General features: G+C 74.1%; 22 protein-coding genes. 13 read left to right on the top strand and 9 right to left on the bottom strand.

Going from position 1 to position 21,432, the window contains the following annotated elements:
• The first annotated feature begins 71 nt into the window (after positions 1-71).
• Positions 72-869 carry a hypothetical protein gene (locus ACF07V_RS18165; protein ID WP_392155224.1) on the top strand — a complete coding sequence of 266 codons (798 nt, stop codon included), beginning with the start codon at positions 72-74 and terminating at the stop codon, positions 867-869.
• 51 nt (positions 870-920) lie between these two features.
• On the opposite strand, the gene ACF07V_RS18160 is transcribed toward ACF07V_RS18165, so the two are convergent.
• Positions 921-2,303, bottom strand: a complete 1,383-nt coding sequence (locus tag ACF07V_RS18160; RefSeq protein ID WP_392155223.1) for an NAD(P)/FAD-dependent oxidoreductase — start codon at positions 2,301-2,303, stop codon at positions 921-923.
• A 123-nt stretch (positions 2,304-2,426) separates the two neighbouring features.
• Here ACF07V_RS18160 and ACF07V_RS18155 point away from each other — a divergent pair, with 123 nt between their 5' ends.
• Positions 2,427-2,999 carry an NADPH-dependent FMN reductase gene (locus tag ACF07V_RS18155; RefSeq protein ID WP_392155221.1) on the top strand — a complete coding sequence of 191 codons (573 nt, stop codon included), beginning with the start codon at positions 2,427-2,429 and terminating at the stop codon, positions 2,997-2,999.
• A gap of 11 nt (positions 3,000-3,010) precedes the next feature.
• Here the strand turns inward: ACF07V_RS18155 and ACF07V_RS18150 are convergent, their stop codons facing one another.
• The 3 genes from ACF07V_RS18150 to ACF07V_RS18140 all read right to left on the bottom strand — a co-directional run bounded on the left by ACF07V_RS18150 (position 3,011) and on the right by ACF07V_RS18140 (position 5,327).
• The gene (locus ACF07V_RS18150; protein WP_392155219.1) at positions 3,011-4,189 is read right to left on the bottom strand and encodes a hypothetical protein; all 1,179 of its coding nucleotides are present in this window, start codon (positions 4,187-4,189) and stop codon (positions 3,011-3,013) included.
• 169 nt (positions 4,190-4,358) lie between these two features.
• Complete coding sequence (locus tag ACF07V_RS18145) at positions 4,359-4,940, bottom strand: dienelactone hydrolase family protein (RefSeq protein WP_392155217.1); 582 nt, start codon at positions 4,938-4,940, stop codon at positions 4,359-4,361.
• A 90-nt stretch (positions 4,941-5,030) separates the two neighbouring features.
• On the bottom strand, positions 5,031-5,327 hold the full coding sequence (locus tag ACF07V_RS18140) for a hypothetical protein (RefSeq protein WP_392155216.1): 297 nt from the start codon (positions 5,325-5,327) through the stop codon (positions 5,031-5,033).
• Between the two features lie 188 nt (positions 5,328-5,515).
• On the opposite strand from ACF07V_RS18140, the gene ACF07V_RS18135 reads away from it, so the two are divergent.
• The 6 genes from ACF07V_RS18135 to ACF07V_RS18110 all read left to right on the top strand — a co-directional run bounded on the left by ACF07V_RS18135 (position 5,516) and on the right by ACF07V_RS18110 (position 11,952).
• A complete protein-coding gene (locus tag ACF07V_RS18135) occupies positions 5,516-6,724 on the top strand; it encodes an RNA ligase (protein WP_392155214.1) in 1,209 nt (402 codons plus the stop codon).
• Positions 6,725-6,728: 4 nt separating this feature from the next.
• Entirely contained in the window at positions 6,729-7,646 is a 918-nt protein-coding gene (locus tag ACF07V_RS18130; RefSeq protein ID WP_392155212.1) for an AAA family ATPase, read from the top strand.
• Between the two features lie 99 nt (positions 7,647-7,745).
• Positions 7,746-8,447 carry a ribonuclease H gene (locus ACF07V_RS18125; protein WP_392155210.1) on the top strand — a complete coding sequence of 234 codons (702 nt, stop codon included), beginning with the start codon at positions 7,746-7,748 and terminating at the stop codon, positions 8,445-8,447.
• A gap of 287 nt (positions 8,448-8,734) precedes the next feature.
• Positions 8,735-9,418, top strand: coding sequence for a GNAT family N-acetyltransferase (locus ACF07V_RS18120; RefSeq protein ID WP_392155209.1), 684 nt, complete (start codon positions 8,735-8,737; stop codon positions 9,416-9,418).
• Between the two features lie 534 nt (positions 9,419-9,952).
• A complete protein-coding gene (locus tag ACF07V_RS18115) occupies positions 9,953-11,032 on the top strand; it encodes an enoyl-CoA hydratase/isomerase family protein (RefSeq protein WP_392155207.1) in 1,080 nt (359 codons plus the stop codon).
• Positions 11,029-11,952 (top strand): glutaminase, encoded by a 924-nt coding sequence (locus ACF07V_RS18110; protein WP_392155205.1) that lies wholly within the window; start codon positions 11,029-11,031, stop codon positions 11,950-11,952. Before ACF07V_RS18115 ends, ACF07V_RS18110 begins: the two co-directional genes overlap by 4 nt.
• 33 nt (positions 11,953-11,985) lie before the next feature.
• Here ACF07V_RS18110 and ACF07V_RS18105 read toward each other — a convergent pair whose 3' ends face one another.
• Complete coding sequence (locus ACF07V_RS18105; protein ID WP_392155203.1) at positions 11,986-12,594, bottom strand: TetR/AcrR family transcriptional regulator; 609 nt, start codon at positions 12,592-12,594, stop codon at positions 11,986-11,988.
• A 94-nt stretch (positions 12,595-12,688) separates the two neighbouring features.
• Between ACF07V_RS18105 and ACF07V_RS18100 the strand changes: the two genes are divergently transcribed.
• A complete protein-coding gene (locus ACF07V_RS18100; protein WP_392155202.1) occupies positions 12,689-13,081 on the top strand; it encodes a DUF4345 domain-containing protein in 393 nt (130 codons plus the stop codon).
• Between the two features lie 14 nt (positions 13,082-13,095).
• Here the strand turns inward: ACF07V_RS18100 and ACF07V_RS18095 are convergent, their stop codons facing one another.
• Positions 13,096-13,776, bottom strand: coding sequence for a lysophospholipid acyltransferase family protein (locus tag ACF07V_RS18095; RefSeq protein WP_392155201.1), 681 nt, complete (start codon positions 13,774-13,776; stop codon positions 13,096-13,098).
• Positions 13,777-13,949: 173 nt separating this feature from the next.
• Between ACF07V_RS18095 and ACF07V_RS18090 the strand changes: the two genes are divergently transcribed.
• Positions 13,950-14,366, top strand: a complete 417-nt coding sequence (locus ACF07V_RS18090; RefSeq protein WP_392155199.1) for a hypothetical protein — start codon at positions 13,950-13,952, stop codon at positions 14,364-14,366.
• Between the two features lie 143 nt (positions 14,367-14,509).
• Complete coding sequence (secD, locus tag ACF07V_RS18085) at positions 14,510-16,792, top strand: protein translocase subunit SecD (RefSeq protein WP_392155198.1); 2,283 nt, start codon at positions 14,510-14,512, stop codon at positions 16,790-16,792.
• Between the two features lie 54 nt (positions 16,793-16,846).
• On the opposite strand, the gene ACF07V_RS18080 is transcribed toward secD, so the two are convergent.
• The 3 genes from ACF07V_RS18080 to ACF07V_RS18070 are packed head-to-tail and all read right to left on the bottom strand — an operon-like array spanning position 16,847 to position 19,692.
• Entirely contained in the window at positions 16,847-17,245 is a 399-nt protein-coding gene (locus ACF07V_RS18080) for a DUF4440 domain-containing protein (protein ID WP_392155197.1), read from the bottom strand.
• Positions 17,246-17,295: 50 nt separating this feature from the next.
• A complete protein-coding gene (gene mgt / locus ACF07V_RS18075; protein WP_392155196.1) occupies positions 17,296-18,486 on the bottom strand; it encodes a macrolide-inactivating glycosyltransferase in 1,191 nt (396 codons plus the stop codon).
• Positions 18,487-18,519: 33 nt separating this feature from the next.
• Positions 18,520-19,692, bottom strand: a complete 1,173-nt coding sequence (locus ACF07V_RS18070; RefSeq protein WP_392155194.1) for an FAD-dependent monooxygenase — start codon at positions 19,690-19,692, stop codon at positions 18,520-18,522.
• A 79-nt stretch (positions 19,693-19,771) separates the two neighbouring features.
• Between ACF07V_RS18070 and ACF07V_RS18065 the strand changes: the two genes are divergently transcribed.
• Together ACF07V_RS18065 and ACF07V_RS18060 are read left to right on the top strand one after the other, a co-directional pair.
• On the top strand, positions 19,772-20,338 hold the full coding sequence (locus ACF07V_RS18065; protein WP_392155192.1) for a TetR/AcrR family transcriptional regulator: 567 nt from the start codon (positions 19,772-19,774) through the stop codon (positions 20,336-20,338).
• A 287-nt stretch (positions 20,339-20,625) separates the two neighbouring features.
• Complete coding sequence (locus ACF07V_RS18060; protein ID WP_392155645.1) at positions 20,626-21,336, top strand: NPP1 family protein; 711 nt, start codon at positions 20,626-20,628, stop codon at positions 21,334-21,336.
• The last annotated feature ends 96 nt before the right edge of the window (positions 21,337-21,432 follow it).

The following is a 21,432-nucleotide window of genomic DNA, read 5'->3' as shown; positions in this document are numbered from 1 at the left end:
CGCGGCGGCAGCGCCGCCCGTCGAGCGGGTACGGATCGCTGCACTGCCCCCGGCAAGGAGGATGCCGTCCCATGCCCGTCCGCAAGGGCGCCCCCGCGCTGCTGAGCGCCGGCACACTGTGCGCGGCCCTGTTGCTCAGCGGCTGCGCGAGCCCCGCACCGCCCGCACCCGCCGCACCCGTCCCGTCGTCCGCCGCACCGGCCGCGGGTGACAGCCGCCCCGCCCCGGGCGCGCCCGGCAGAGCGGCCAACGACCTCGCCTCCGCCCCGGTCCCCGCACCCCGGATCCCCGGCATCGGCCCCGCCACCCACGCCCTCGTGCCCGACGGCACCACCCAGGTCCTCGTCGCCACCGGCGCCACCGCCGACTCCAACACGGCGACCGTCACCCTCTACGCGCGCGACCGGGCCGGCCGGTGGACCGGTATCGCCGGGCCGTGGCCCGCCCACAACGCCCTCCAGGGGTGGACCGACGACCACACCGCCGGCGACCTGCGCAGCCCCATCGGGGTCTTCCGGATCGGCGACGCGGGCGGTCTGCTGCCCGACCCCGGCTCCCGGCTCCCGTACGACCAGGACGAGGAGTTCGACATCAGCGGCACCGGCCTCTCCGGTGAACCCCTGGAAGGCTCCTTCGACCATGTGATCGCCATCGACTACAACCGGGTGCCCGGCCGCACCCCGCTCGACAAGGAACGCCCCCTCGGCGAGGAGAAGGGCGGCGGCGTCTGGATCCACGTCGACCACGGCGGACCGACCCAGGCCTGCATCGCCCTGGACCGGGAGGCGCTGCGTGAACTCCTGCGCGCCCTCGATCCGGCCGCGGAACCCGTCGTGGTCATGGGCCCGGCGCCGGTGCTCGCCCGCTGACGGCCCGCGCGGCGCCGGTGGTCCACCCCCGATTCCCGGCGCCGTACGAGGTCAGCTCCCGCCGCCCGAGCCGACCGCCCCGCGGAACGAGGCCGTGTGCTCGCGGACCTGCTCCGGCGTCAGATACGCGTCCGTGTACTCGAAGTCCCGCAGCGTCCCCGCCTTCGAGGCCAGGAACCCGGTCCGTACGTAGTCGTCGCCGGCGACCGCGTTGAGCAGCCAGTTCGTCATCACCCGGGTCTTGGCCACATTCGTCCGCAGCGCCGCCCAGTGGTAGCCGCGCGCCACGGCCTGGGCCGGTGCGCCGTGCAGCTCCACGCCGAGCGGCTTCGACACCCCGTCCATCCCGCCCAGGTCCACCACGAGACCCAGGTCCTTGTGCGTGTACGGGTAGGTGCGTTCGTGCCGCAGCGTCGCCACCAGGTTGTCGGCGACGGCCTTGCCCTGCCGCATCGCGTGCTGCGCGGTCGGCGGGCAGATCGCCCCCTCCCCGCCCTTGGCGAGATCGGGGACAGCCGCCGCGTCGCCGAGCGCCCACACCCCGTCGAGCCCCGGCACGTCCATCTCGGCCGAGACGACGAGCCGGCCGCGGACGGTCTCCGCGCCGAGCGTGCCGATCAGCGGACTCGCGGCCACGCCGGCCGTCCAGATCAGCGTCCGGCTCGGCAGCACCCGCCCGTCGGTGAGCGTCACCCTCTCCTCGTCCACCGAGGCCACCGACACACCGAGCGACACCTCGATGCCGCGCTTCGTCAGGATGTCCATGGCGGCGGCGCCCAGCTTGTCGCCCAGCTCGGGCATCAGCTTCGGAGCGATGTCGACGAGGTGCCACTTGATGAGGTCGGGGTCGAGCCGGGGATACCGCTTGACCGCGTTCGCCGTCAGCAGCTGGAGGCAGGCGGCCGTCTCCGTACCGGCGTAACCGCCGCCGACCACCACGAACCGCAGCCGCGCGGCCCGCTCCTCGTCGTCGTTGCTGGCGTCCGCCAGGTCGAGCTGGGCGATCACGTGGTCCCGGATGTACACGGCCTCCGCGAGCGTCTTCATGCCGCGCGCGTGCTCGGCGAGCCCCGGGATGTCGAAGCTGCGGGTCACGCTGCCGGGGGCGAGGACGAGATGGTCGTAGGGCTCCGTCACGTACTCGCCGGAGATCGTCCGCGCCACGCAGACCTTCGCGGCCGTGTCGATGCCGACCACGCCGCCGGGGACGATCCGGGTCCGGTGCCGCTGGCTGCGCCGCAGGGAGAGCGCGACCGACTGGGGGGTCAGCACGCCCGCGGCCACCTGGGGGAGCAGCGGCAGGTACAGCTGGTACGAGAACGGCGAGAGGAGCGTGATCACCGCCTCCCGTTCCGCGAGGCGCCGTTCGAGCCGCCGCACGCAGCCCACACCGGCGAAACCGGCGCCCACCACGAGAATCCTCGGTCGCGTCACGCTGTCCGCCCTTCCGTATGAGCGTCGTTTCACCCTTTTTATCGTGGTTGGTGACGTATCGCTCCTCGGGTTACGTTGCCGAAGGAGATCTCAGGGACCCCCACGGAAGGCGGAACAGCGCGCATGACGACGTACAAGGTCGGCTACCTCATCGGCAGCCTCTCGGAGAAGTCCATCAACCGGATCCTGTCCCGCGCACTCCTCCGCGTGGCACCGCCGGGCCTGGAGTTCCAGGAGATCCCCATCAAGGACCTCCCGCTCTACAACCACGACTTCGACGCCGACTACCCGCCCGAGGGCAGGGCGCTCAAGGAGGCCATCGCGGCCGTCGACGCGGTCCTCTTCGTGACACCGGAGTACAACCGGTCCATCCCCGGCGCCCTCAAGAACGCCATCGACTGGGCCAGCCGCCCCTGGGGCACGAACTCCTTCACCCACAAGCCGTCCGCCGTCATCGGCGCCTCGCCCGGCAAGATCGGCACGGCCGTCGCCCAGCAGAGCCTCCGGTCGGTGCTCTCCTTCTGCAACTCCCCGCAGATGAACGCCCCGGAGGCGTACATCCAGTTCACCCCGGGGCTGTTCGGCGAGGACGGCGAGGTCACCGATCCGACGACCCAGCAGTTCCTGAGCGACTTCATGGCCGACTTCAAGGCCTTCGTGGAGCGCGTCCTCACCGTCCTGCCACCCCAGCGCTGACACCTCGGGCGTCAGAGGACCGCGATCCCCAGCGGCCGCGAGCCGGCCGGAAGCCGGTGGGAGTCGCCCGTGCCGAGGTCGACGACGGTCAGGCCGTCCCAGTAACCGTCCCGGGTGAAGCCGCCCGTCACATAGGCCGTGCGGCCGTCCCGGGACACGGCCACGCTCTCGTGCGGGCCCTCCAGCGGGTAGACCCGCTCGGCCCCGCCGGGCGTGCGCACCGTCAGGGACGGCCCCTCGTCCACGTCCGGGTCGATGGGCCCGGTGCCCACCGTCAGGAGCGTCCCGTCGGCGGTCACGGTGGTGCCGTGCTGATGCGTGTTCGCGGTCATCGGCTCGATCGTCGTCCGGCCCGTCCGGGGGTCGACCACCGCGAGCCGCTCGCCCTCGAAGGGCAGCAGCAGCTTCCCGTCCGAGGGCCGCACGGCCGTGTAGTGCGGCTTGAGCCAGGAACCGAGCCCGCCCTCCGTGCCGTACGGGGCGACCTCGATCCGGCGCGGCTCCAGCGTCCCCGCCGCGACGACGGTGACGTCGAAGGAGTCGTGGTTCGTCGCGTACACCTCGGCGCCGTCCTTCGACACGTCCACGTCGAAGGGGCGCCGGCCGACCGGGACGACGTCCGTGACCTTCAGCGACGCCGTGTCGACGACCTCCAGAGTGCCGCTCCCCCCGGGCACGTTGACCCCCACGTAGACCCGGCGCCCGTCGGGCGCGAGCGCGATGCCCATGCCGCCGCCCCGGTACTCGCCCGTGGTCACCGGCCCGGTGTCCGTGCGGTACGGAATCAGCGCGAGGCGCTCCCGGCTCGCCGTGTCCACGACCGCCACGCCCTCGGCGGTCGCCACCCAGGCCCGGCCGTCCGCGCCGACGACCAGACCGTACGGGGCGGTGCCGACCTTCACGGAACCGGTGGCGCCCCGCGCGGGGTCGACGAAGGTGACCGTGTCGGAGCCGAAGTCCGTGACGAGCAGGGTGCCCGGGGCGACCGTGCCGTCCGGGCCGGGCGTCACGGTCACGGGGGAGCCGGGCGTCGGAGATCCCGACGTCGGGGAGGACCCGGCGGGCGCCCCCGTCCCGGTCGCGGAGGCCGCACCCCCGGAGCCCTGGGCACAGCCCGCGAGCAGCACCACGGCCACGGCGCCGGGCACGAGCACCCGGGCGGCACGGGACGGACGGCGGAACTTCGGCATGACGGACTCCTCGGTACGGCGACCGCGCGGACGGCCCCGCCGGGATCCGCGCCCTGTCCCGATCCTCCGCCCGCCGCCGCCCCCGGCCGGTCCGCCGCCCGGCCCCTCCCGGGCGGCGGACCGGACGACACCGGGGTCCACCGATCGGTCGACCCCGGCCTCGCGAGGCTCACCCCTTGACGGCGTCCAGGAAACACAGCACCCGCTCGGCGCACAGCGCGGCCGCCTCCGGCGCGTACTCCTGCGTGCCCCGCTCGGCGAACAGATGGGCCGTCCCCGGGTACAGGAACAGCTCCCGGTCCCCGGCGCCCGCGACCAGCTCGCGCGCCGCCGCGAGGTCCCCCTCGTCGACGAAGAACGGATCGGCGTCCATGCCGTGCACCTGCACCGGCACGCCCCCGGGCCAGGCCGGGCCGAACGCGGTCGCCGGCACGCAGGCGCTCAACAGCAGGGCGCCCGCGGCGCCGGGCCGTGTCTGCGCCAGCTTCTGCGCGGGCACCACACCGAGCGAGAAACCGGCGTACACGATCCGCTCGGGGAGCCCCTCGGCCGCCTTCACGCCCCGCGCCGCGATCGTGTCGAAGCCGACCTCCTGGGCGTACCCGACGCCGGCCTCCAGGTTGCCGAACGTCCGGCCCTCGTACAGATCCGGCACGTGCACCGTGTGCCCGGCCCGGCGCAGCCCGTCGGCGAACGCGCCGACCCCCTCGGTCAGCCCGAGCGCGTGGTGGAAGAGCAGTACCTCGGCCATGTCGTCATCCCCTGTGTCACCGCACGGTCACTTCGCAGGGCAGCATGACGTACACCACTGACAACGGCCCGGGAAACGGGTCCGGTGAGGTCAGAGCATCGGCCGGTGCGGGACGACGGCGCCCGCCTGACCCACCATGCCCGCGGGTCCGCCGACACCCATGGGACCGACGGCGCCCATCGGTCCGGTGACGCCCATCGGAGCGCCCGCACCGGCGTGCGCGACGGCGCCCTGCTGCGCCGCGGGGATCCCCTGCGGAGGCATCTGGATCACACGGCTCAGATCCCGCAGGACCTCCTCGGCGACCTGACGGACGTCACCGGGAACGTCCCCCCGCTCCCGTATGAGCTCGGCATAGATCGGTGCCGTGCCGTCCGCGTGGTTCATGGGACTCGCTTCCTGTGACTGCGCCGGATCCGTCACCGACGGGCAGACGGCGAGTCTACGGGGCCCCACCGACACGCCCGGGATCGGGAGCCCGGTCGGCAGCCCGGCCCGCCCCCGTCAGGAAATTCGGTGTTCCTTCACGGGATGCGCGCCCGATCATGGATCATCGAACACACGGGAGGGACCCCATGAGCCAGGCGACCCTGACTCTCCATGACCTGATGCCGTCCGACGAGCTCGCCACCGCACTCGCCGACGGGCACGTCACACGCAAGCAGCACCCCGAGCTGCCGCTGTCGATCTACACGTACACGCGCGCGTGCCAGTACGGTCAGCACTGGAACCGGGCCACCACCCGGTGCCGCGGGCTCGTCGCCGACGACACCACCGGGCGGATCGTCGCGCTCCCCCTCCCGAAGTTCTTCAACCTCTCCGAGCACGCCGGCGGACGCCCCTACGCGCCCCCGCTGCCCGACGAACCCTTCGAGGTCTACGACAAGGTCGACGGCAGCCTCGCCGTCGTCTTCCACTACGCCGGCCGCTGGCACGTCGCCTCCAAGGGCTCCTTCACCAGCTCCCAGGCCACCTGGGCCCAGCGCCGCCTCGACGCCGCCGACACGACCGGCCTGACCCCCGGCGTCACCTACCTCGCCGAGATGCTCTACCCCGGCAACCGGATCGTCGTGAACTACGGCGAGCGCCGCGACCTCGTGCTGCTCGCCGCCTTCGGCGCGGACGGCACCGAACTCCCCCTCGCCGAGGCCGCCGAGGGATGGCAGCCCCTCGGCTCCGTCGTCCGCACCTGGCCCGCCATGGGCGTCGAGGAGCTCGTCGCCCTCACCGAGTCCAACACCCTCCCCGGCGGCCACCGCGCCACCGGCACCGACGCCGAGGGCTTCGTCCTGCGCTTCGCCTCCGGTCTGCGCGCCAAGGCCAAGCTCAGCGAGTACGTGCGCCTGCACAAGGTGCTCACCGGCGTCACCGAGCGGGACATCTGGCGCAGCCACGGCATCCAGCGCTTCGCCGGCCTCCCGGCCGGCGCCCTGGCCAAGGGCCTCGGCTGCTCCGTCACCGACGTCGAGGCCGCCGGCGGCAAGCCCCTCGACGCCCTCCTCGACCAGGTCCCGGACGAGTTCGACGCCTGGGTCCGCGAGGTGATCGACCGGCTCGAAACGACCGCGGCGGACCGCGAGCGGGCCCTCGACGAGGCCTACGCCCGCCTCGCCCACCTCGCGGACGACCGGGCGGCCTTCGCCCGTGCCGCCTCGGGCCTCGGCGACCGGGCCCTGCGCGCCCTGCTCTTCCTGCGCCTCGACGGGCGCGCCACCGACCTCCTCGTCTGGCGCCGGCTGCGCCCCGAGGCCACCGACCCCTTCGCCCACGACGAGGAGAACTGAAACCGTGCCTGTCGTCCACCTCATGACCGGCCTCCCGGCCTCCGGGAAGACGACGGCCGCCCGAGCCCTCCAGGCCGCCGCCGAGGGGCGGGTGCGCCGCGTCAACCTCGACGACCTCCGCGCCATGCTCGACCTCCCCGCGCCGGAGCGCGGCCGCTCCCACACGCACGAGCAGACGGTGCTCGGGATCCAGGACGCCGCGGTCCGCGCCGCCGTCGACGACGGCTTCGACGTCGTCGTCGACAACACGCATCTGACCCCGCACATCCCCAAGCGGCTCAAGGCGGCCGTCGCCGGACTGGCGACCTTCGTCGTCCACGACTTCACCGGCGTGCCCGTCGACGAGTGCGTCCGCCGCGACGCCGCCCGCGAGCGGCCCGTCGGCGAGGAGATCATCCGCATCCTCGCCGAGAAGCACGCCAAGGCCACCCGCGGCGGCTGGCGCCTCACCGCGGAATGGCTCAACGACCGCCCCACCGTCGGAGAGCCCTACGTCCCCGACCCGGCGCTCCCGACCGCCGTCATGTGCGACATCGACGGCACCCTCGCGCTGCGCGTGGACCGGGGACCGTACGACTTCAGCCGCTGCGACCGCGACCTGATCAACCCCTCCGTGCGCGACGCCCTGCGGGCCTTCCGGCACAGCGAGCGGGACCGGATCGTGCTGCTCTCCGGGCGCAGCGAGGACCACCGCGCCCTCACCGAGAGCTGGCTCGCCCGCCACGAGGTGCCCTACGACGAGCTGTGGATGCGCCCCTCGGGTGACGGCCGCGGCGACGACCTCGTGAAGGCGGAGCTCTTCGACGCCCATGTGCGCCACCGGTACGCGGTCCGGGTCTCCCTGGACGACCGTGACCGGGTCGTCGCCCTCTGGCGCCGGATGGGCCTGCCCACCTGGCAGGTCAACTACGGCGCCTTCTGACCCGCTCCCGGGCCGTACGGGCCCGGCGGCGCGGGCGTCCCGGCCGCAAGGCGCCGGGGGTGGGACCGCCCACCCCCGGCGCCGTGTCAGGATCGTGGGATGGTGGAGAAGATCATCGCGGCGTGCGACGGCGCGTCGAAGGGAAACCCCGGGCCCGCGGCCTGGGCATGGGTCATCGGCCGCGCCGACGGAGCGATCGACCGCTGGGAGGCGGGCCCCCTCGGCCGGGCGACCAACAACGTGGCCGAACTCACGGCCCTGGAGCGCCTCCTGGAGGTCCTCGACCCCGCCGTGCCCGCCGAGGTCCGCATGGATTCGCAGTACGCCATGAAGGCCGTCACGACCTGGCTGCCCGGCTGGCGCCGCAAGGGCTGGAAGACGGCCGCCGGCACCCCGGTCGCCAACAAGGACCTGGTCGTGCGGATCGACGCGCTGCTCACCGGCCGGGACGTCGACTTCGTCTACGTCCCCGCGCACCAGGTCGACGGCGACCCCCTCAACGACGCCGCCGACCGCGCGGCCAGCCACTCCGCCCGTACGCAGGAGCCCCTGGCCTCCGAAGGCGGGGCCGAACTGCCCCCGGCCGAGCCCGCGTCGCGCGCCTCCACGCCCCGGGCGCGCTCCTCTGCGCCCCGTTCGGGCTCCACGGGCGCGGGAGCGGGATCCGCCCGCAGGAGTCGCCCGTCCGGCGGCACCCTCAACGCGAAATTCCCCGGCCGCTGCCGCTGCGGTCGCGCCTATGACAAGGGCGAGACCATCGCGAAGAACTCCGACGGCTGGGGCCATCCCACCTGCGTCTGAACCGTGGGGCCGTCCGACTGGCGGGCGGCCCCGTCCGGCCCGTGAGACCGTCCGGTCCGGGCGCGCGGCAGGCTTCACCCTCGCGTGGACGCAGGTTCTCCCGGGGTTCTGTTCTCGGAGCGGTTGTGGCTGCATACTGATCCTCCTCGCACCCGGTGGCGAACCGTTTTACCTGCTCATTTGTCGTTCTCACGACACCTCCGGCACCGGGCGAGAACCCCCTCCTGCTGCCGCCGCGGCCACCCCGCGGCGGGAGTCGTCCCTGCCCGTGAAAGACCCGAGGTTCCGTGCCAGTACCTGTTCTCCTGACCGGGCGCTCCGTGCGCCTGGAGCCGCTGGCGATGCGGCACGCCGAAGCCCTCGCCCGGGCCGGCGGGGCGGACCGATCGGCCTACGCCTTCACCCCCGTACCCGACGGCCTCGAATCGGCCCTCGACTACATCGCCCGCGCCCTCACCGATCAGGCGGCAGGCCGTTGCCTGCCCTTCGCCCTGGTCAGTACGGCCGACGAACGAGTGATCGGCTCGACCCGATTCCTCGAACTCGACTACTGGCGGGGCCCACTGATCTGGCCGCCCGTCCCCGGCATGCCCCACGGCGATCCGCTGACCGCCGTCCCGGACGCCGCCGAGATCGGGAACACCTGGATCGCGGGCGACGCCCGTGGCACCGGCATCAACACCGAGGCCAAGTACCTCATGCTCCGGCATGCCTTCGAGGTCTGGGGCGTCCGCCGCATCACCATGCGCGCCGACGCCCGCAACACCCGCTCCAGAATCGCCATCGAGCGCCTCGGAGCGACCTGCGAGGGCATTCGGCGCGCCCACTCCCGCGGCCTCGACGGCGCCGTCCGGGACACGGCCTTCTACTCGATCCTCGACGAGGAATGGCCCACCGTCCGGGACATCATCGAGCTGCGCCTCTCCACCCCCCGGCAGGTGCGCATCCCGCAGGACCTGCTGCCCGCCTGACCGACCCGCGGCCGGCCCCGCTCCGTCGACCGGAGCGGGGCCGCGCCCACCCGCGACTCGCGGTTGCCTCGTGAACACACCCTGTGAAGCGAGGTGCGCGCGATGCGCACGAACCCCACCGTCCGCCACAGGACCGGCGCCACCGCCCTCACCCTCCTGACGGCCCTCCTCACGGCCACGCCGGCCGCCGCCGCGCCCCGTGACGTCGACACCGGCGCCGTCCTCGTTCTTCACCGACAGCAACGGCAACGGCGAACCCGACCCCGGCGAGACCACCACGGAGCACCACCGCTTCCGCCTCACCTGCGGCTGACCGGGCGCTCGCGCCCCCGTCCCACCGGTGGTTCCATGGAGGTGACGGGAAGGACTCGGTGTGAGGACGCGGAGTAGCGGCCGTCACAGGACCGCGCACCGTGCAATCAGGATCCGCGAGAAGCGGATGAGTCCTTCCCGCCCTCCACCCCGTCCCAGGGGGTGCGGCACACCCCGGTACGGTGGCCCGGACAACGAAGTCGTGCCACCCGAAGGGACCGAGTGATCGTGCCGACCGGAACTCCCGACGTGCTCCTCCGGACGGAGGGCCGGGCCGGGTTCATCACCCTGAACCGGCCCCGCGCCATCAACGCGCTCACCCACGCCATGGTCCTCGCCGTCGACGCCGCGCTCACCGCGTGGGAGCACGACCCGGCCGTCACCACCGTCGTCGTCGAAGGCGCCGGGGAGCGCGGCCTCTGCGCCGGCGGCGACATCCGCGCCATCCACGACGACGCCCGCGCCGGAGGCTCGGCCTCCGCGGCCTTCTGGAGGGACGAGTACCGGCTCAACGCCCGTATCTCCCGCTACCCGAAGCCCTACGTCGCCCTCATGGACGGCATCGTGATGGGCGGCGGCGTCGGCGTCTCCGCGCACGGCTCCGTCCGCGTCGTCACCGAACGCTCCCGGGTCGCCATGCCCGAGACCGGCATCGGCTTCGTCCCCGACGTCGGCGGAACGTATCTCCTCGGCCGCGCCCCCGGCGAGCTCGGCACCCACCTCGCCCTCACCGGCGGCCACGTCGGCGCCGCCGACGCGATCCTGACGGGCCTCGCCGACGCCTGCGTACCCTCGGCCGAACTCCCCGCCCTGGCCCGTGATCTGACGGGCCTGCCGGCCGACGAGGCGCTCGCCCGCCACGCCGTGGCGCCGCCGGAGGGCGTCCTCGCCGAGTACCGGGAGTGGATCGACGCCTGCTACACCGCCCCGACCGTCGAGGAGATCGTCGAGCGCCTCTTCGGCACCGGCGTGCCCGCCGCCAAGGAGACCGCCGAGACCCTTCTCGCGAGGTCCCCGGCCGCCCTCAAGGCGACCCTGGCCACCCTCCGCCGCTCCCGCGCCCTCCCCGGCCTGGAGGAGGTCCTCGACCTGGAGTACCGCGTCTCCTGCGCGGCCCTCACCACCCCCGACCTCGTCGAGGGCATCCGCGCCCAGGTCGTCGACAAGGACCGCGACCCCCACTGGCTCCCGGCGACCCTCGCCGAGGTCACGGAGGCCGACGTCGCCCGCTACTTCGCCGTGCCGGACGGGGGCGACCTCGGTCTGGCCGCCGCCCTCGGCTCCAGGGGCGGCAGCGCGTGACCACGGCAGCGACCTTCCAGCCCGTCCTCGACCGCATCGCCGAGGAACTCGCGGAGCTCACCGACCGGGGCACCCCGGCCGACTACATCCCGGCCCTCGAGGCGGGCGATCCGCGCGACTTCGGCATGGCCGTGGCGGAACTCGACGGCACGGTCTACGGGGTCGGGGACTGGCAGCGCCCCTTCTCCACCCAGTCCGTCACCAAGGTCTTCACCCTCGCGCTCGCCCTCGCCGGAGAGGGCGACGCGCTCTGGGCCCATGTCGGCCGGGAACCCTCCGGCGACCCGTTCAACTCCCTCGTCCAGCTGGAGTACGAACACGGCATTCCGCGCAACCCCTTCATCAACGCGGGCGCCCTCGTCGTCACCGACCGGCTGCACCGCCTCACCGGCGACGCCTCCGGAAGCCTGCTCGCCTTCCTGCGCGCCGAGAGCGGCAACCCGGACCTCGCCTTCGACGCCGGCGTCGCCGCCTCCGAAGCGGCCCACGGCGACCGGAACGCGGCCCTCGCCCACTTCATGGCCTCCTACGGCAACATCACGGGACCCGTTCCCGACCTGCTGCGCGAGTACTTCCGCCAGTGCTCCCTGGAGGCCTCCTGCGCCGACCTGGCCCTCGCCACCGGGTTCCTGGCCCGGCACGGGCTCCGCGCCGACGGCAGCCGGTTGCTGACCCGCAGTCAGGCCAAGCAGATCAACGCCGTCATGCTCACCTGCGGCACCTACGACGCGGCCGGTGAGTTCGCCTACCGCGTCGGGCTTCCCGGCAAGAGCGGCGTCGGCGGAGCGATCGTCGCCGTCGTCCCGGGGCGCTGCACCCTGTGCGTCTGGAGTCCGGGCCTGGACAGCCGGGGCAACTCGGTGGCGGGCGTGACCGCCCTCGACCGCTTCACGACCATCACGGGCCTGTCGGTGTTCTGACCCGGCCCCGAGGGCGAGCCGCCCGGGCGGTCGTCAGCGGGGCCAGTCCGGCGCCGGGTCCTCGTCGAGGAGGGGCCGGAGGGCGCCCACGACCGCTCCGACGCACACATCGCGCAGCTCGGTGCGCGTACAGGTCTCGTGGGTCAGCCAGTCCACGCACAGCACCTGCACGAAGACCAGCCAGCTCTTCAGGACGCCCGACACGGCCGCCCGCGTCGCGTCGTCGGTGAGCGACAGCGCGCCGAGCAACCGCTCGCGCAGGGCGTCGAGTTCGCCGTTGACGATCGTCTGGACGAGGCGGTCGCCGGCCAGGACGCGGTTCGCCGCGAGAACGGTGTTGCGGTTCTCCGCGAAGTACTCGATGTGGGTGTCGAGACCCTGCACCAGCTGTTCGACCAGGGTGTCTGCGGGGTCGAGCCGCGTGTTCGCGAGCAGCTGCTCGGAGACCTCCCGGTAGAGCGCGGCGAAGAGATCGCGCTTGTTGGGGAAGTGCTGGTAGAGCAGGGCGCGGGAGACCCCGGCCCGCTCGGCGACGTCCTCCATCAGCACCTCGTCGTACGGCAGCGCCGCGAAGAGCCGGGCGGCGACGTCCAGGAGCTGGGCGCGGCGTTGGGAGGGGCTGAGGCGTTTGCGGGGAGGCACTCCGCCAGCTTACTTGACATGTGTCCAGTAAGGGGCCGTACGCTGACGCACGCACCACTACTAGATGCGTGTCTACTCGATGGGGGTCGCGGAGATGAGCAGAGCCAAGGCGCTTCGGGGACTGGCCCTGGCCATGGGGTACGCCTGCGTGGCCATCGGACTCCTCCACGTCCTGGTCGGCAACGCCGCGATCCCGGGTGCCGTGTCGGCCGGTGCGACCGTCGACAGCCTCGGCCGGTTCTTCGGCGCGATCTTCGCCGGCTACGGGCTCGCCTGGCTCTGGGCGGCGCGACAGTCGCCGATCCCCGCCGCGGCCGTGCGCGGGCTCACCGCCGTGTTCCTGCTCGGAGCGCTCGGGCGTCTCCTCTCGCTCGCCGTCGAAGGGCGGCCGCACTGGTTCCAGCTGGCGCTGGCCGCCCTCGAACTGGCCCTGTTCCCGCTGCTGTTCTGGCTGGCGGACGCGGACGCGGAAGCGCGGGCCGACTGACGCAGGCCCCGGAATCAGCCGGCCGTCGCCCCGCCGCCGAGGGCCGCCGGTTCCCCCAGGGCCCCGGCCGCCGTCCGCCAGGCCTCGGTCACGGCGCCGTGCGCCAGCTCCGTCGCGGCGGCCACGTCGTCGGGCAGGTACAGCCGCCTACCGATGTGGACGTGCAGGCCCGGCCGGCGGACGGGCGCGGTGAGCACTCCGGCGAGCTGCTTCGTCCGCCCGCCCGAGGTGATCCGCCGTGCCCCCGCCTGGCCGATCGGCACGACCGGCGCGCCCGTCGCCCGCGCGAGCCGCGCGAGTCCGGTACGGAACATCTCCGGCGGGTTCTCGGCGGCGTCCCGGCGCGGGGGGATGCGCCCCTCCGCGTACAGCATCACGTGCCGCCCCGAGGCGAGCGCGACCGCCGCGTGGTCCAGGGCCGCCGCGGCCCGCGCCGAGTTGCGGTGCACGGGCACATGACCCTCGCGCGTCAGCGCCCGGCCGAGCAGCGGCACCCGCCAGAGCCCCGAGGTGGCGAGGAGCACGGGCTCGACGGCCAGGCGCCTGCGGAGCGCGGCGAGCACCAGCGCGGGGTCGGCGAGCGACGTGTGGTTCACGACGAGGATGCTGCCCGGCTCGACACGGGCCCCGGGGTCCGAGGTGACGGTCAGCCGTCCGAAGAACGGGACGACGTGGGCGGCGAGACGGCTGAGCACGAGTGGCCCCCTGGAGCCGAGGCGGAACGGTGACGGAACCATCGTCCGGGGACCCCGACGACCGGACATGAGCATCCGTACTCAACTGTCGTACGCACCGGGCACTCCTTCATCATGAGCCCCGTCTACGCTGAGACCTGACAGGGCGGCAACCAGAGGTGGGGGAGGGCAGGGTGGCCAGTCGCGCACGGCGCCTCGCACGCCTCGTACCCGCGATCCTCTGTGTCCTCTGGTCCTTCCTCCTGGTCCCGGCATCCGCGACACCGACCCAGGGTGCCCCGGCATCGAGCACCGCGGCGCCGGGCCTCCCGGCGTCGAGCCCCATCCCCCGGGCCCCCTCGCCCGCCGGCCCGCACGCCGGCCCGTCCGAGCCGCGCCTCGCGCCCGCGGCCGTCGTGGGGCTTCCGGCCGCTGTCGAGATCCCCGTACGGTTCCCGGCGGCGCCCGCCGCTCCGCCCGCCGCGTCCGTCGACCTCTCCGTACCGGCGCGCGGCCTCCTCGCAGGCGACCCGCGCCGCGAGCGCGCGCCGCCCGGCGGCCCCCACGGCCCGCGCGAGTCGCGCGGGCCACCCTCCACCCGGCACAGCTGACGTCTCCCGCGTCGCCGTCCGGGTCCTCGGCACGTCCACGGACCGGTCCCGACGCGCATCCGACCGCACGCCCCGCACGGACAGCGGGCGCGGCCCCATCGAGGCCGCGCCCGCCGAGCCGTGCGCCCGCCCGTGGAGAACCCATGTCCTCTCGTGCCACGCTCCGGCGCGCGCTCCTCGCGCTCGCCGTCGTCGCCCTCTCCCTCTGGATCACCCTGACCACCCCGCCCCGCCTCGGACTCGACCTCCGCGGCGGCACCCGCATCGTCCTGCAGACCGAGGACGGACCCACCACCCGCGCCGACGCCGCCGCCACCGACCGCGCCCTGGAGGTGCTCCGCAAGCGGGTGGACGGCCTCGGCGTCGCGGAGCCCTCCCTCGCCCGCTCCGGAGAGCGCCGCATCGTCGTCGAACTGCCCGGTCTGCGCGACCCGCGCGAGGCCGCCGAGACCATCGGCCGGACGGCGCAGCTCACCTTCCACGCCGTCACCGGCACGGCCCAGGGACCGGCCGGACCGGCCGCCGCCGACGGGACGCGCGTCCTGGCCGACCCCGACACTCCCGGCCGGCGTCTGGCGCTCGCCGCGCCCGGCCTCACCGGCGACGGCGTGAAGAGCGCCGAGGCCGTCCTCGACACGGCGACCGGCCGCGGCTGGACCGTCGACCTCGTCTTCCGCGACGGCGCCGCGGACGCCTGGGCGCGGCTGACCGGCGCCGCCGCCTGCGCCGCCCCGGCGGACCCGGCGCGCCGGGTCGCGATCGTCCTCGACGACCGGATCGTCTCCGCACCGGGCATGCAGGCGGGTGTTCCCTGCGGGTCGGGCATCGGCGGCGGTTCCGCGCAGATCACCGGCGGGTTCTCCGGGCAGGAGGCACGCGACCTCGCGGCGCTCGTGCAGGGCGGCGCGCTGCCCGTGCCGGTGACGACCGTCGAGCAGAGCACGGTGGGCCCGACGCTCGGCGCCGAGGCGATCCGGGCCAGTGCCCTGGCCGCCGTCATCGGCCTGGCCTGCACGGGGCTCTTCGTGATGGTCGTCTACCGGCTCCTCGGCGTCCTCGCGACGATCGCGCTCCTGCTGTACGGACTGATCTCGTACGCCGCGGTCGTCGCCGTGGGCGCCACCCTCACCCTGCCCGGCCTCGCCGGCTTCGTCCTGGCCATCGGCATCGCCGTCGACGCGAACGTCCTGGTCTTCGAACGGGCCAGGGAGGAGTACGCGTTGCTCGGCCGGTCCGCCGGGCGTGACCTGCGGCGGCCGGTCGCGACGGCGTTCGGCAAGGTGTGGAGCGCCGTCGCGGACTCCCACATCACCACCCTCCTCGCGGCCGGCCTGCTCTTCGTCTTCGCCACGGGCCCCGTCAAGGGCTTCGGCGTGACGCTCGCGATCGGCGTCCTCACCTCGCTGATCACCGCCATGGTGGTCACCCGGCTCCTCGCCGACCTGACGCTGGGCCTGCCCGCCGTCCGCAGGCGCCCCGCGGTGACCGGCATGGCGGCGCTCGGCCGGCTGCGGACCCGGCTGGGCCGCCGCGTCCCGCGTCTGATGGCGCACCGGCGCCGCTGGCTGACCACCTGCGCCGGGCTGCTGCTCGTGGCCCTCGCCGGAATCGGCGTGCGCGGAGTGGAGTTCGGCGTCGAGTTCACCGGCGGCCGGGTCGTCCAGTACGCGGCCGAACGCCCGGTGGACGCCGACACGGCCCGTACGGCCGTCGCGGCCGCCGGCTTCCCCACCGCCGTCGTGCAGACGACGGGCGACGGTGACGTCTCGGTGCGCGTCCGGGAGACCGGGGACGGCGAACAGCGGGCGATCGGGGAGGCGCTCACCCGGGTCGCGGGCCCCGTGGAGGTCGAGCGGGACGACCTGATCGGCCCCAGCCTCGGCGGAGAGCTGCGCACCCACGCCCTCCTGGCTCTCGGCCTGGCGGTGGCGGCCCAACTCCTGTACCTGACGGTGAGGTTCCGCTGGACGTACGCCACGGCGGCCGTGGCGGCGATGACGCAGGACGTCCTGCTGGTGGTCGGCCTGTTCGCGTGGCTGGGCAAGCCCGTGGACAGCGTCTTCCTCGCCGCGCTGCTCACCGTCGTCGGTTATTCGGTCAACGACTCCGTGGTCGTCCTGGACCGGCTGCGGGAGCTGCGCCGCAAGGGCGGGGGCGTGCCGCTCGCGGACCTCGCCGACCGGGCCGTCGCCCAGACCCTGCCCCGTACGGTCAACACCGGCATGGGGGCGCTCTTCGTCCTGGTGGCGCTCGCGGCCCTGGGCGGGGACTCGCTCGCGGACTTCTCCGTCGCGCTGCTCGCGGGCGTCGTCCTCGGCATGGCGTCCACGGTGTTCACGGCGATGCCGCTGGCCGTCACCCTGGAGACCCGTCACCCGGCGCCGGCCGCGACCGCGCCGCGCCGGCGGGCGGGCGCCGTGGTCTGACGGGGCCGGGCCCGTCGCCCTCCTCGTACGGGGGGCGACGGGCCGACGTCCCGGTCAGGGGTTGTCGAACCAGGAGAGGGCCGCGATCCGCCAGCCGTCCGGCGTCCGGACGAACTGGATCGTCTTGGTGCCCTCGCCCTCGTAGGGCTTGCCGTCGAGGACGCCGGACTTGCGATAGGTGCCGAACCGCGAGGCGATGTCGCCCTCGATCCGCGTCTCCTCGGAGGTCTCCCACTCGGAGAACTCGACGAGTCGCCCGTCGGAGAGCAGCCGCTCGCGCGGCACGACGAACTCCTCCACGGAGTACGCGGTGAAGGCGGGCGCGGTGCAGACGATGACCCCCTGGGGCAGCACGAGCCGCCGGATCCGGTCCACGTCGGGTGCCTTGCCGCCCCGGTTGTCGAACGCGCCGTAGAACTCGGCGGTCACCTGGTCAATCTCGGTCTTGGACATGACACGACCCTACGCCGCCCGTCGTGCAGGGCCCGCCGGCTCCGGGTGGCTCAGCCGAGCTCCGCCTCGATCAGGTCGGCGGCGCGGGGCGTGCCGCCCTCGCGGGCCATCGACGCCTGGATCTCCCGGGCGCGGCGCGCCACTTCGGGGTCGTCGACGAGCGCGAGCACGGCCTCCCGCAACCGTTCGGGGGTGACCTCCTCCATCGGCAGATGCCGTGCCACGCCCAGGGACCGGAGCATGTCGGCGTTCCCGAACTGGTCGGTGGCCAGCGGCACGGCGACCATGGGCGTGGCGGTGGCGAGCCCCTCCTGGCTGCCGCCGGCTCCCGCGTGGGTGATGAACGCGTCTGCCTGGCGGAGGATCGCCAACTGGGGTACCCAGGAGTGCACTTCGATGTTCGACGGCAACGCTCCGAGCTCGGCGGGGTCGACGAACCTGCCGATCTGCAGGACGAGATGCCAGCCCGGGAGACCGGCGAAGGCCTCCACGCAGTCACGGTAGAAACCGGGCTGCTTGGTGAAGGCGGAACCGAGCGAGACCAGGGCCACCTTCTCCGCCCCCGCCGGCCGCTGCCACTCGCCCTGTTCGGCGCGGGAGCCCTGGCAGGCCCCGACGAAGGTGTAGACGGACTCGTCGACCCGGTCGGCCTGCGGCTGGAGGGCCCGGGGGATGAGGACGACCGCGCGGCGCGGGCGGGCGACGAACCTGTCCGGGTGGGTGTCGATCCCGTGTCCGCCGAGCCACTCCTCGAAGCGCGCGTAGTGGGCCCGGCCGCGCGGTGAGGCCTTGAGCTCCGCGAACATCGGCTCGGCGACCTCTTCCTCGTACCCCTCCCACGGCACCAGGTTCGGCCACAGCGAGACGGCGGGCACGCCCCAGGCGTGGGCGAGGACCGGGGCCGGATAGGCGGTGATGTCGTGGAGGACCAGGTCGGGCCGGTCCCCGTCGAAGGCCTCGGCGAGCTGCGGCAGCGCCTGCATCGCGTCGGCGAGGAAGGGTTCGAGGTGGTCGATCAGCTCGGTGCCCCAGGCGTCAGGGTCGTCGTCGGTCGGCAGGGTCGAGGTGTAGACGACGGGGGTGGCCCCGGTCTCCGCGACCTTCTCGGCGAAGGACGCGGGGACGGCGTAGCTGACGCGGTGGCCCCGGGCGACGAGCTCGCGGATGACCTCCAGGCTCGGGTTCACGTGGCCGTGGGCGGCGATGGAGAACATGGCGATGTGCGCGGGGGAAGCGGTCATGACGACCACCCTAGGCGAGACGAAACGTATCGTCTACTTCTTTCGCGGGTGCGGGCCCGGCGGTGTCCAGTCGGCGTGCCGCAGGACGGCGCGCAGGGTCACGCCGTCCGGAGCCGCCCGCAGGGCCGTGTTGCGTACGGCGACGGCGACCGGATGAGCGAGCTGCTGGCCCATCCGGCCGGCCCGGCGGGCGGCGCGGGCGACGGACTGGCTGCGCGGGCGCCGCTCGGCGTCGTACCGGGACAGCGCCGTGTCGAGATCGGGCGCGGCGGCGAGCGCGGCGGCCAGCGACACCGCGTCCTCAAGGGCCTGGCAGGCGCCCTGGCCGAGATTCGGGGTCATGGCGTGGGCCGCGTCGCCGAGCAGGGCGACCCGGCCCACGGCGAAGGACGGCAGGGGAGTGGCCAGTTCGTGGATGTCGTGGTGCAGCACGGCCTCGGGGCGGGTGGACGCGAGCAGGGCCGGGATCGGCTCGTGCCAGCCCCGGAAGCGCCCGCGCAGCACCTCCAGGGGGTCCGGATGGCGCACTCCCGGCGGGGAGTTGAGCACGGCGTGCCACTCGGCGCGTCCGTCGGCGAGGGCGATGTGCCCGAACTCGGCGCCCCGGCCCCAGGTCAGCTCGAAGTCGGACGCCAGTGGCACGGGGGAGTCGGTGAGGGCGCGCAGGACCGTCGATCCGCTGTACGCGGGGCCCGGGTGGCCGGGGAGGAGCAGCCCGCGGAGGCAGCTGTTCACGCCGTCGGCGGCCACCACCAGATCCGCTTCCCGTACGCCGTCCCCGGTGACCACTCCCACCCGGCCCGGAGCGGTCAGGTCCAGCGAGGTCACCTCCGCCCCGACGGTCGGGCAACCGTCGGGCAGCGCCGCGCGCAGCAGCCGGTGCAGCGCCGCGCGCGGGATCCCGACGATCGGGGTGCCGAGCGCCCGCTCCAGGGCGGCCCCGTCCATCCGGGCCAGCCAGCCGCCGCCCGGGACCCGGGTGCCGCCGGTGTACTGGGGCCGGGCGGCCTCCCGTACCTCGGCGCCGACCCCCAGCGCGTCCAGGGCGCGCATGCCGTTGGCGTGGAGGGAGATCCCCGCGCCGGCGTCACCGAGGGCTGCGGCGCGTTCGAGGACGGTCACCTCCCAGCCGGCCCGCCGCAGTCCGATCGCCGCCGCAAGGCCGCCGATCCCGCCCCCGACCACCACCGCGTTCCCGCCGTCCATGCCAGGCACCCCTTCCCACGGTTCTTCTACAGCTGTAGAAGAACCGTACTCCTCGCCTCTACAGGTGTAGAAAGGGGGGATGCCCGCCGACGCCTCCGCCCGACGCACCCTCCTCGCCGACACCGCCATCGAGGTGCTCGCCGAGCACGGCATGCGCGGGCTCACCCATCGCGCGGTGGACCGGGCCGCGGGTCTGCCTCCCGGCACCACGTCCGCCTACCACCGCACCCGCCAGTCGCTCCTGACCGCGCTCGTCCGCCGACTCGTCGAGCGCGACCAGGCCGAGATCCAGGAGGCCGGGCGGCGGGCCGGCGCCCCGCGCGACGCCGAGGAACTCGTCGCCGGGCTCACCGCGTTCGCCGGGCTCCGGCTCACCGGGGAAGGCCGCCGCCGCTCCCTCGCGCGCTACGCGTGCGCCCTGGAGGGCGTGCACCACCCCGAGTTGCGGGAGATCCTCGTGCCGCGCGACAACGCGGCCCGGCAGTCCGTCGAGGACTTCCTCGCCGCCCGCGGCCTCACGGACGCCCGCGCCCGCACGGTCACCCTGCTCACCTGTGTGGACGGCCTGGTCTTCGACCGCCTGGTCAACGGCGGAACCGTCCCGGCGGAAGAGGTCCGCCGCCTGGTGGAGGCCGCGCTGAGATAGGGCTGCGCCGAGGTGGGACCGCGCTCAGGTGGGACCGCGCTCAGGCGGGGCCGTACCGGGGCAGGGCCGCGCCGAACGAGGCCGCGCCGGGCCACGGGTGCGCACGGCGCCGGCCAACCGGAGGTGGCGGTGGGGTGAAGGCTCGACCGGGAGTGCGGACACCCTCGCGTACGTGTGATGTGCATGCCAAGATCTGGGTCGGCTCACGCCCACCGACCCAGGGGGACCAAGTGAAGACACCCGCGTACGTCACCCGGGGCGCCCTCGCCCTCGCCGGCGCCCTCGCGCTGATCATCGCCCTGCCGAGCAGCGCGCTCGCGGCACCGCCCACCGCCCTGCCCGCCAACGCCGACGGACTGGAGCAGACCTTCCAGCCCGCCTACGACTACGACACGGACGGCTGCTACCCCACTCCCGCGATCGGCCCCGACGGGACGCTCAACGGCGGCCTCAACCCCTCCGGCGCCCTCAACGGCCAGTGCCGTGACGCCTGGGACCTCACCAACACCAACGGGTACGCGCGCGCGAAGTGCAACAACGGCTGGTGCGCCGTCATCTACGGTCTCTACTTCGAGAAGGACCAGGCCGTGGCCGGCAGCAGCCTCGGCGGACACCGTCACGACTGGGAGCACGTCGTGGTCTGGGTGCAGAACGACCAGGCCCAGTACGTCTCCACCTCCGCCCACGGCGACTTCGACATCTACGGCCGCGACCGGATCCGCTGGGACGGCACCCACCCGAAGATCGTCTACCACAAGGACGGCATCGGCACCCACTGCTTCCGCCCGGCGAACTCCAACGACGAACCGCCCGAGAACCACCAGCACACCTGGCAGTTCCCCGCCCTGGTCGGATGGAACGGCTACCCCGCGGGCATCCGCGAGAAGCTCACCCAGGCGGACTTCGGCAGCGCGGTCTTCGGCCTCAAGGACGGGAACCTCGCCTCCCACCTGGCCAAGGCCAAGCCCGCCGGCATCCCCTTCGACCCGTACGCCTGAGCACGACCGGAACCGCCGCGGGCCGACGGACCCTGGTCACGCGCGCGCGTGGAGGGCAGGGTGGCCGGGACAGCACCCGGCCACCGGAAGGGACGA

This window comes from Streptomyces sp. NPDC015661, assembly GCF_043077765.1.
Lineage (GTDB): Bacteria > Actinomycetota > Actinomycetes > Streptomycetales > Streptomycetaceae > Streptomyces.
This window is presented reverse-complemented; position numbering and strand designations above follow the sequence as displayed.

Excerpts from the sequence above, each read along its gene's own strand:
- ACF07V_RS18165 (WP_392155224.1), top strand. The coding sequence starts at position 72 with ATGCCCGTCCGCAAGGGCGCCCCCGCGCTGCTGAGCGCCGGCACACTG.
- ACF07V_RS18155 (WP_392155221.1), top strand. The coding sequence starts at position 2,427 with ATGACGACGTACAAGGTCGGCTACCTCATCGGCAGCCTCTCGGAGAAG.
- ACF07V_RS18150 (WP_392155219.1), bottom strand. The coding sequence starts at position 4,189 with ATGCCGAAGTTCCGCCGTCCGTCCCGTGCCGCCCGGGTGCTCGTGCCC.
- ACF07V_RS18145 (WP_392155217.1), bottom strand. The coding sequence starts at position 4,940 with ATGGCCGAGGTACTGCTCTTCCACCACGCGCTCGGGCTGACCGAGGGG.
- ACF07V_RS18140 (WP_392155216.1), bottom strand. The coding sequence starts at position 5,327 with ATGAACCACGCGGACGGCACGGCACCGATCTATGCCGAGCTCATACGG.
- ACF07V_RS18135 (WP_392155214.1), top strand. The coding sequence starts at position 5,516 with ATGAGCCAGGCGACCCTGACTCTCCATGACCTGATGCCGTCCGACGAG.
- ACF07V_RS18125 (WP_392155210.1), top strand. The coding sequence starts at position 7,746 with ATGGTGGAGAAGATCATCGCGGCGTGCGACGGCGCGTCGAAGGGAAAC.
- ACF07V_RS18100 (WP_392155202.1), top strand. The coding sequence starts at position 12,689 with ATGAGCAGAGCCAAGGCGCTTCGGGGACTGGCCCTGGCCATGGGGTAC.
- secD (WP_392155198.1), top strand. The coding sequence starts at position 14,510 with ATGTCCTCTCGTGCCACGCTCCGGCGCGCGCTCCTCGCGCTCGCCGTC.
- ACF07V_RS18080 (WP_392155197.1), bottom strand. The coding sequence starts at position 17,245 with ATGTCCAAGACCGAGATTGACCAGGTGACCGCCGAGTTCTACGGCGCG.
- mgt (WP_392155196.1), bottom strand. The coding sequence starts at position 18,486 with ATGACCGCTTCCCCCGCGCACATCGCCATGTTCTCCATCGCCGCCCAC.
- ACF07V_RS18070 (WP_392155194.1), bottom strand. The coding sequence starts at position 19,692 with ATGGACGGCGGGAACGCGGTGGTGGTCGGGGGCGGGATCGGCGGCCTT.
- ACF07V_RS18065 (WP_392155192.1), top strand. The coding sequence starts at position 19,772 with ATGCCCGCCGACGCCTCCGCCCGACGCACCCTCCTCGCCGACACCGCC.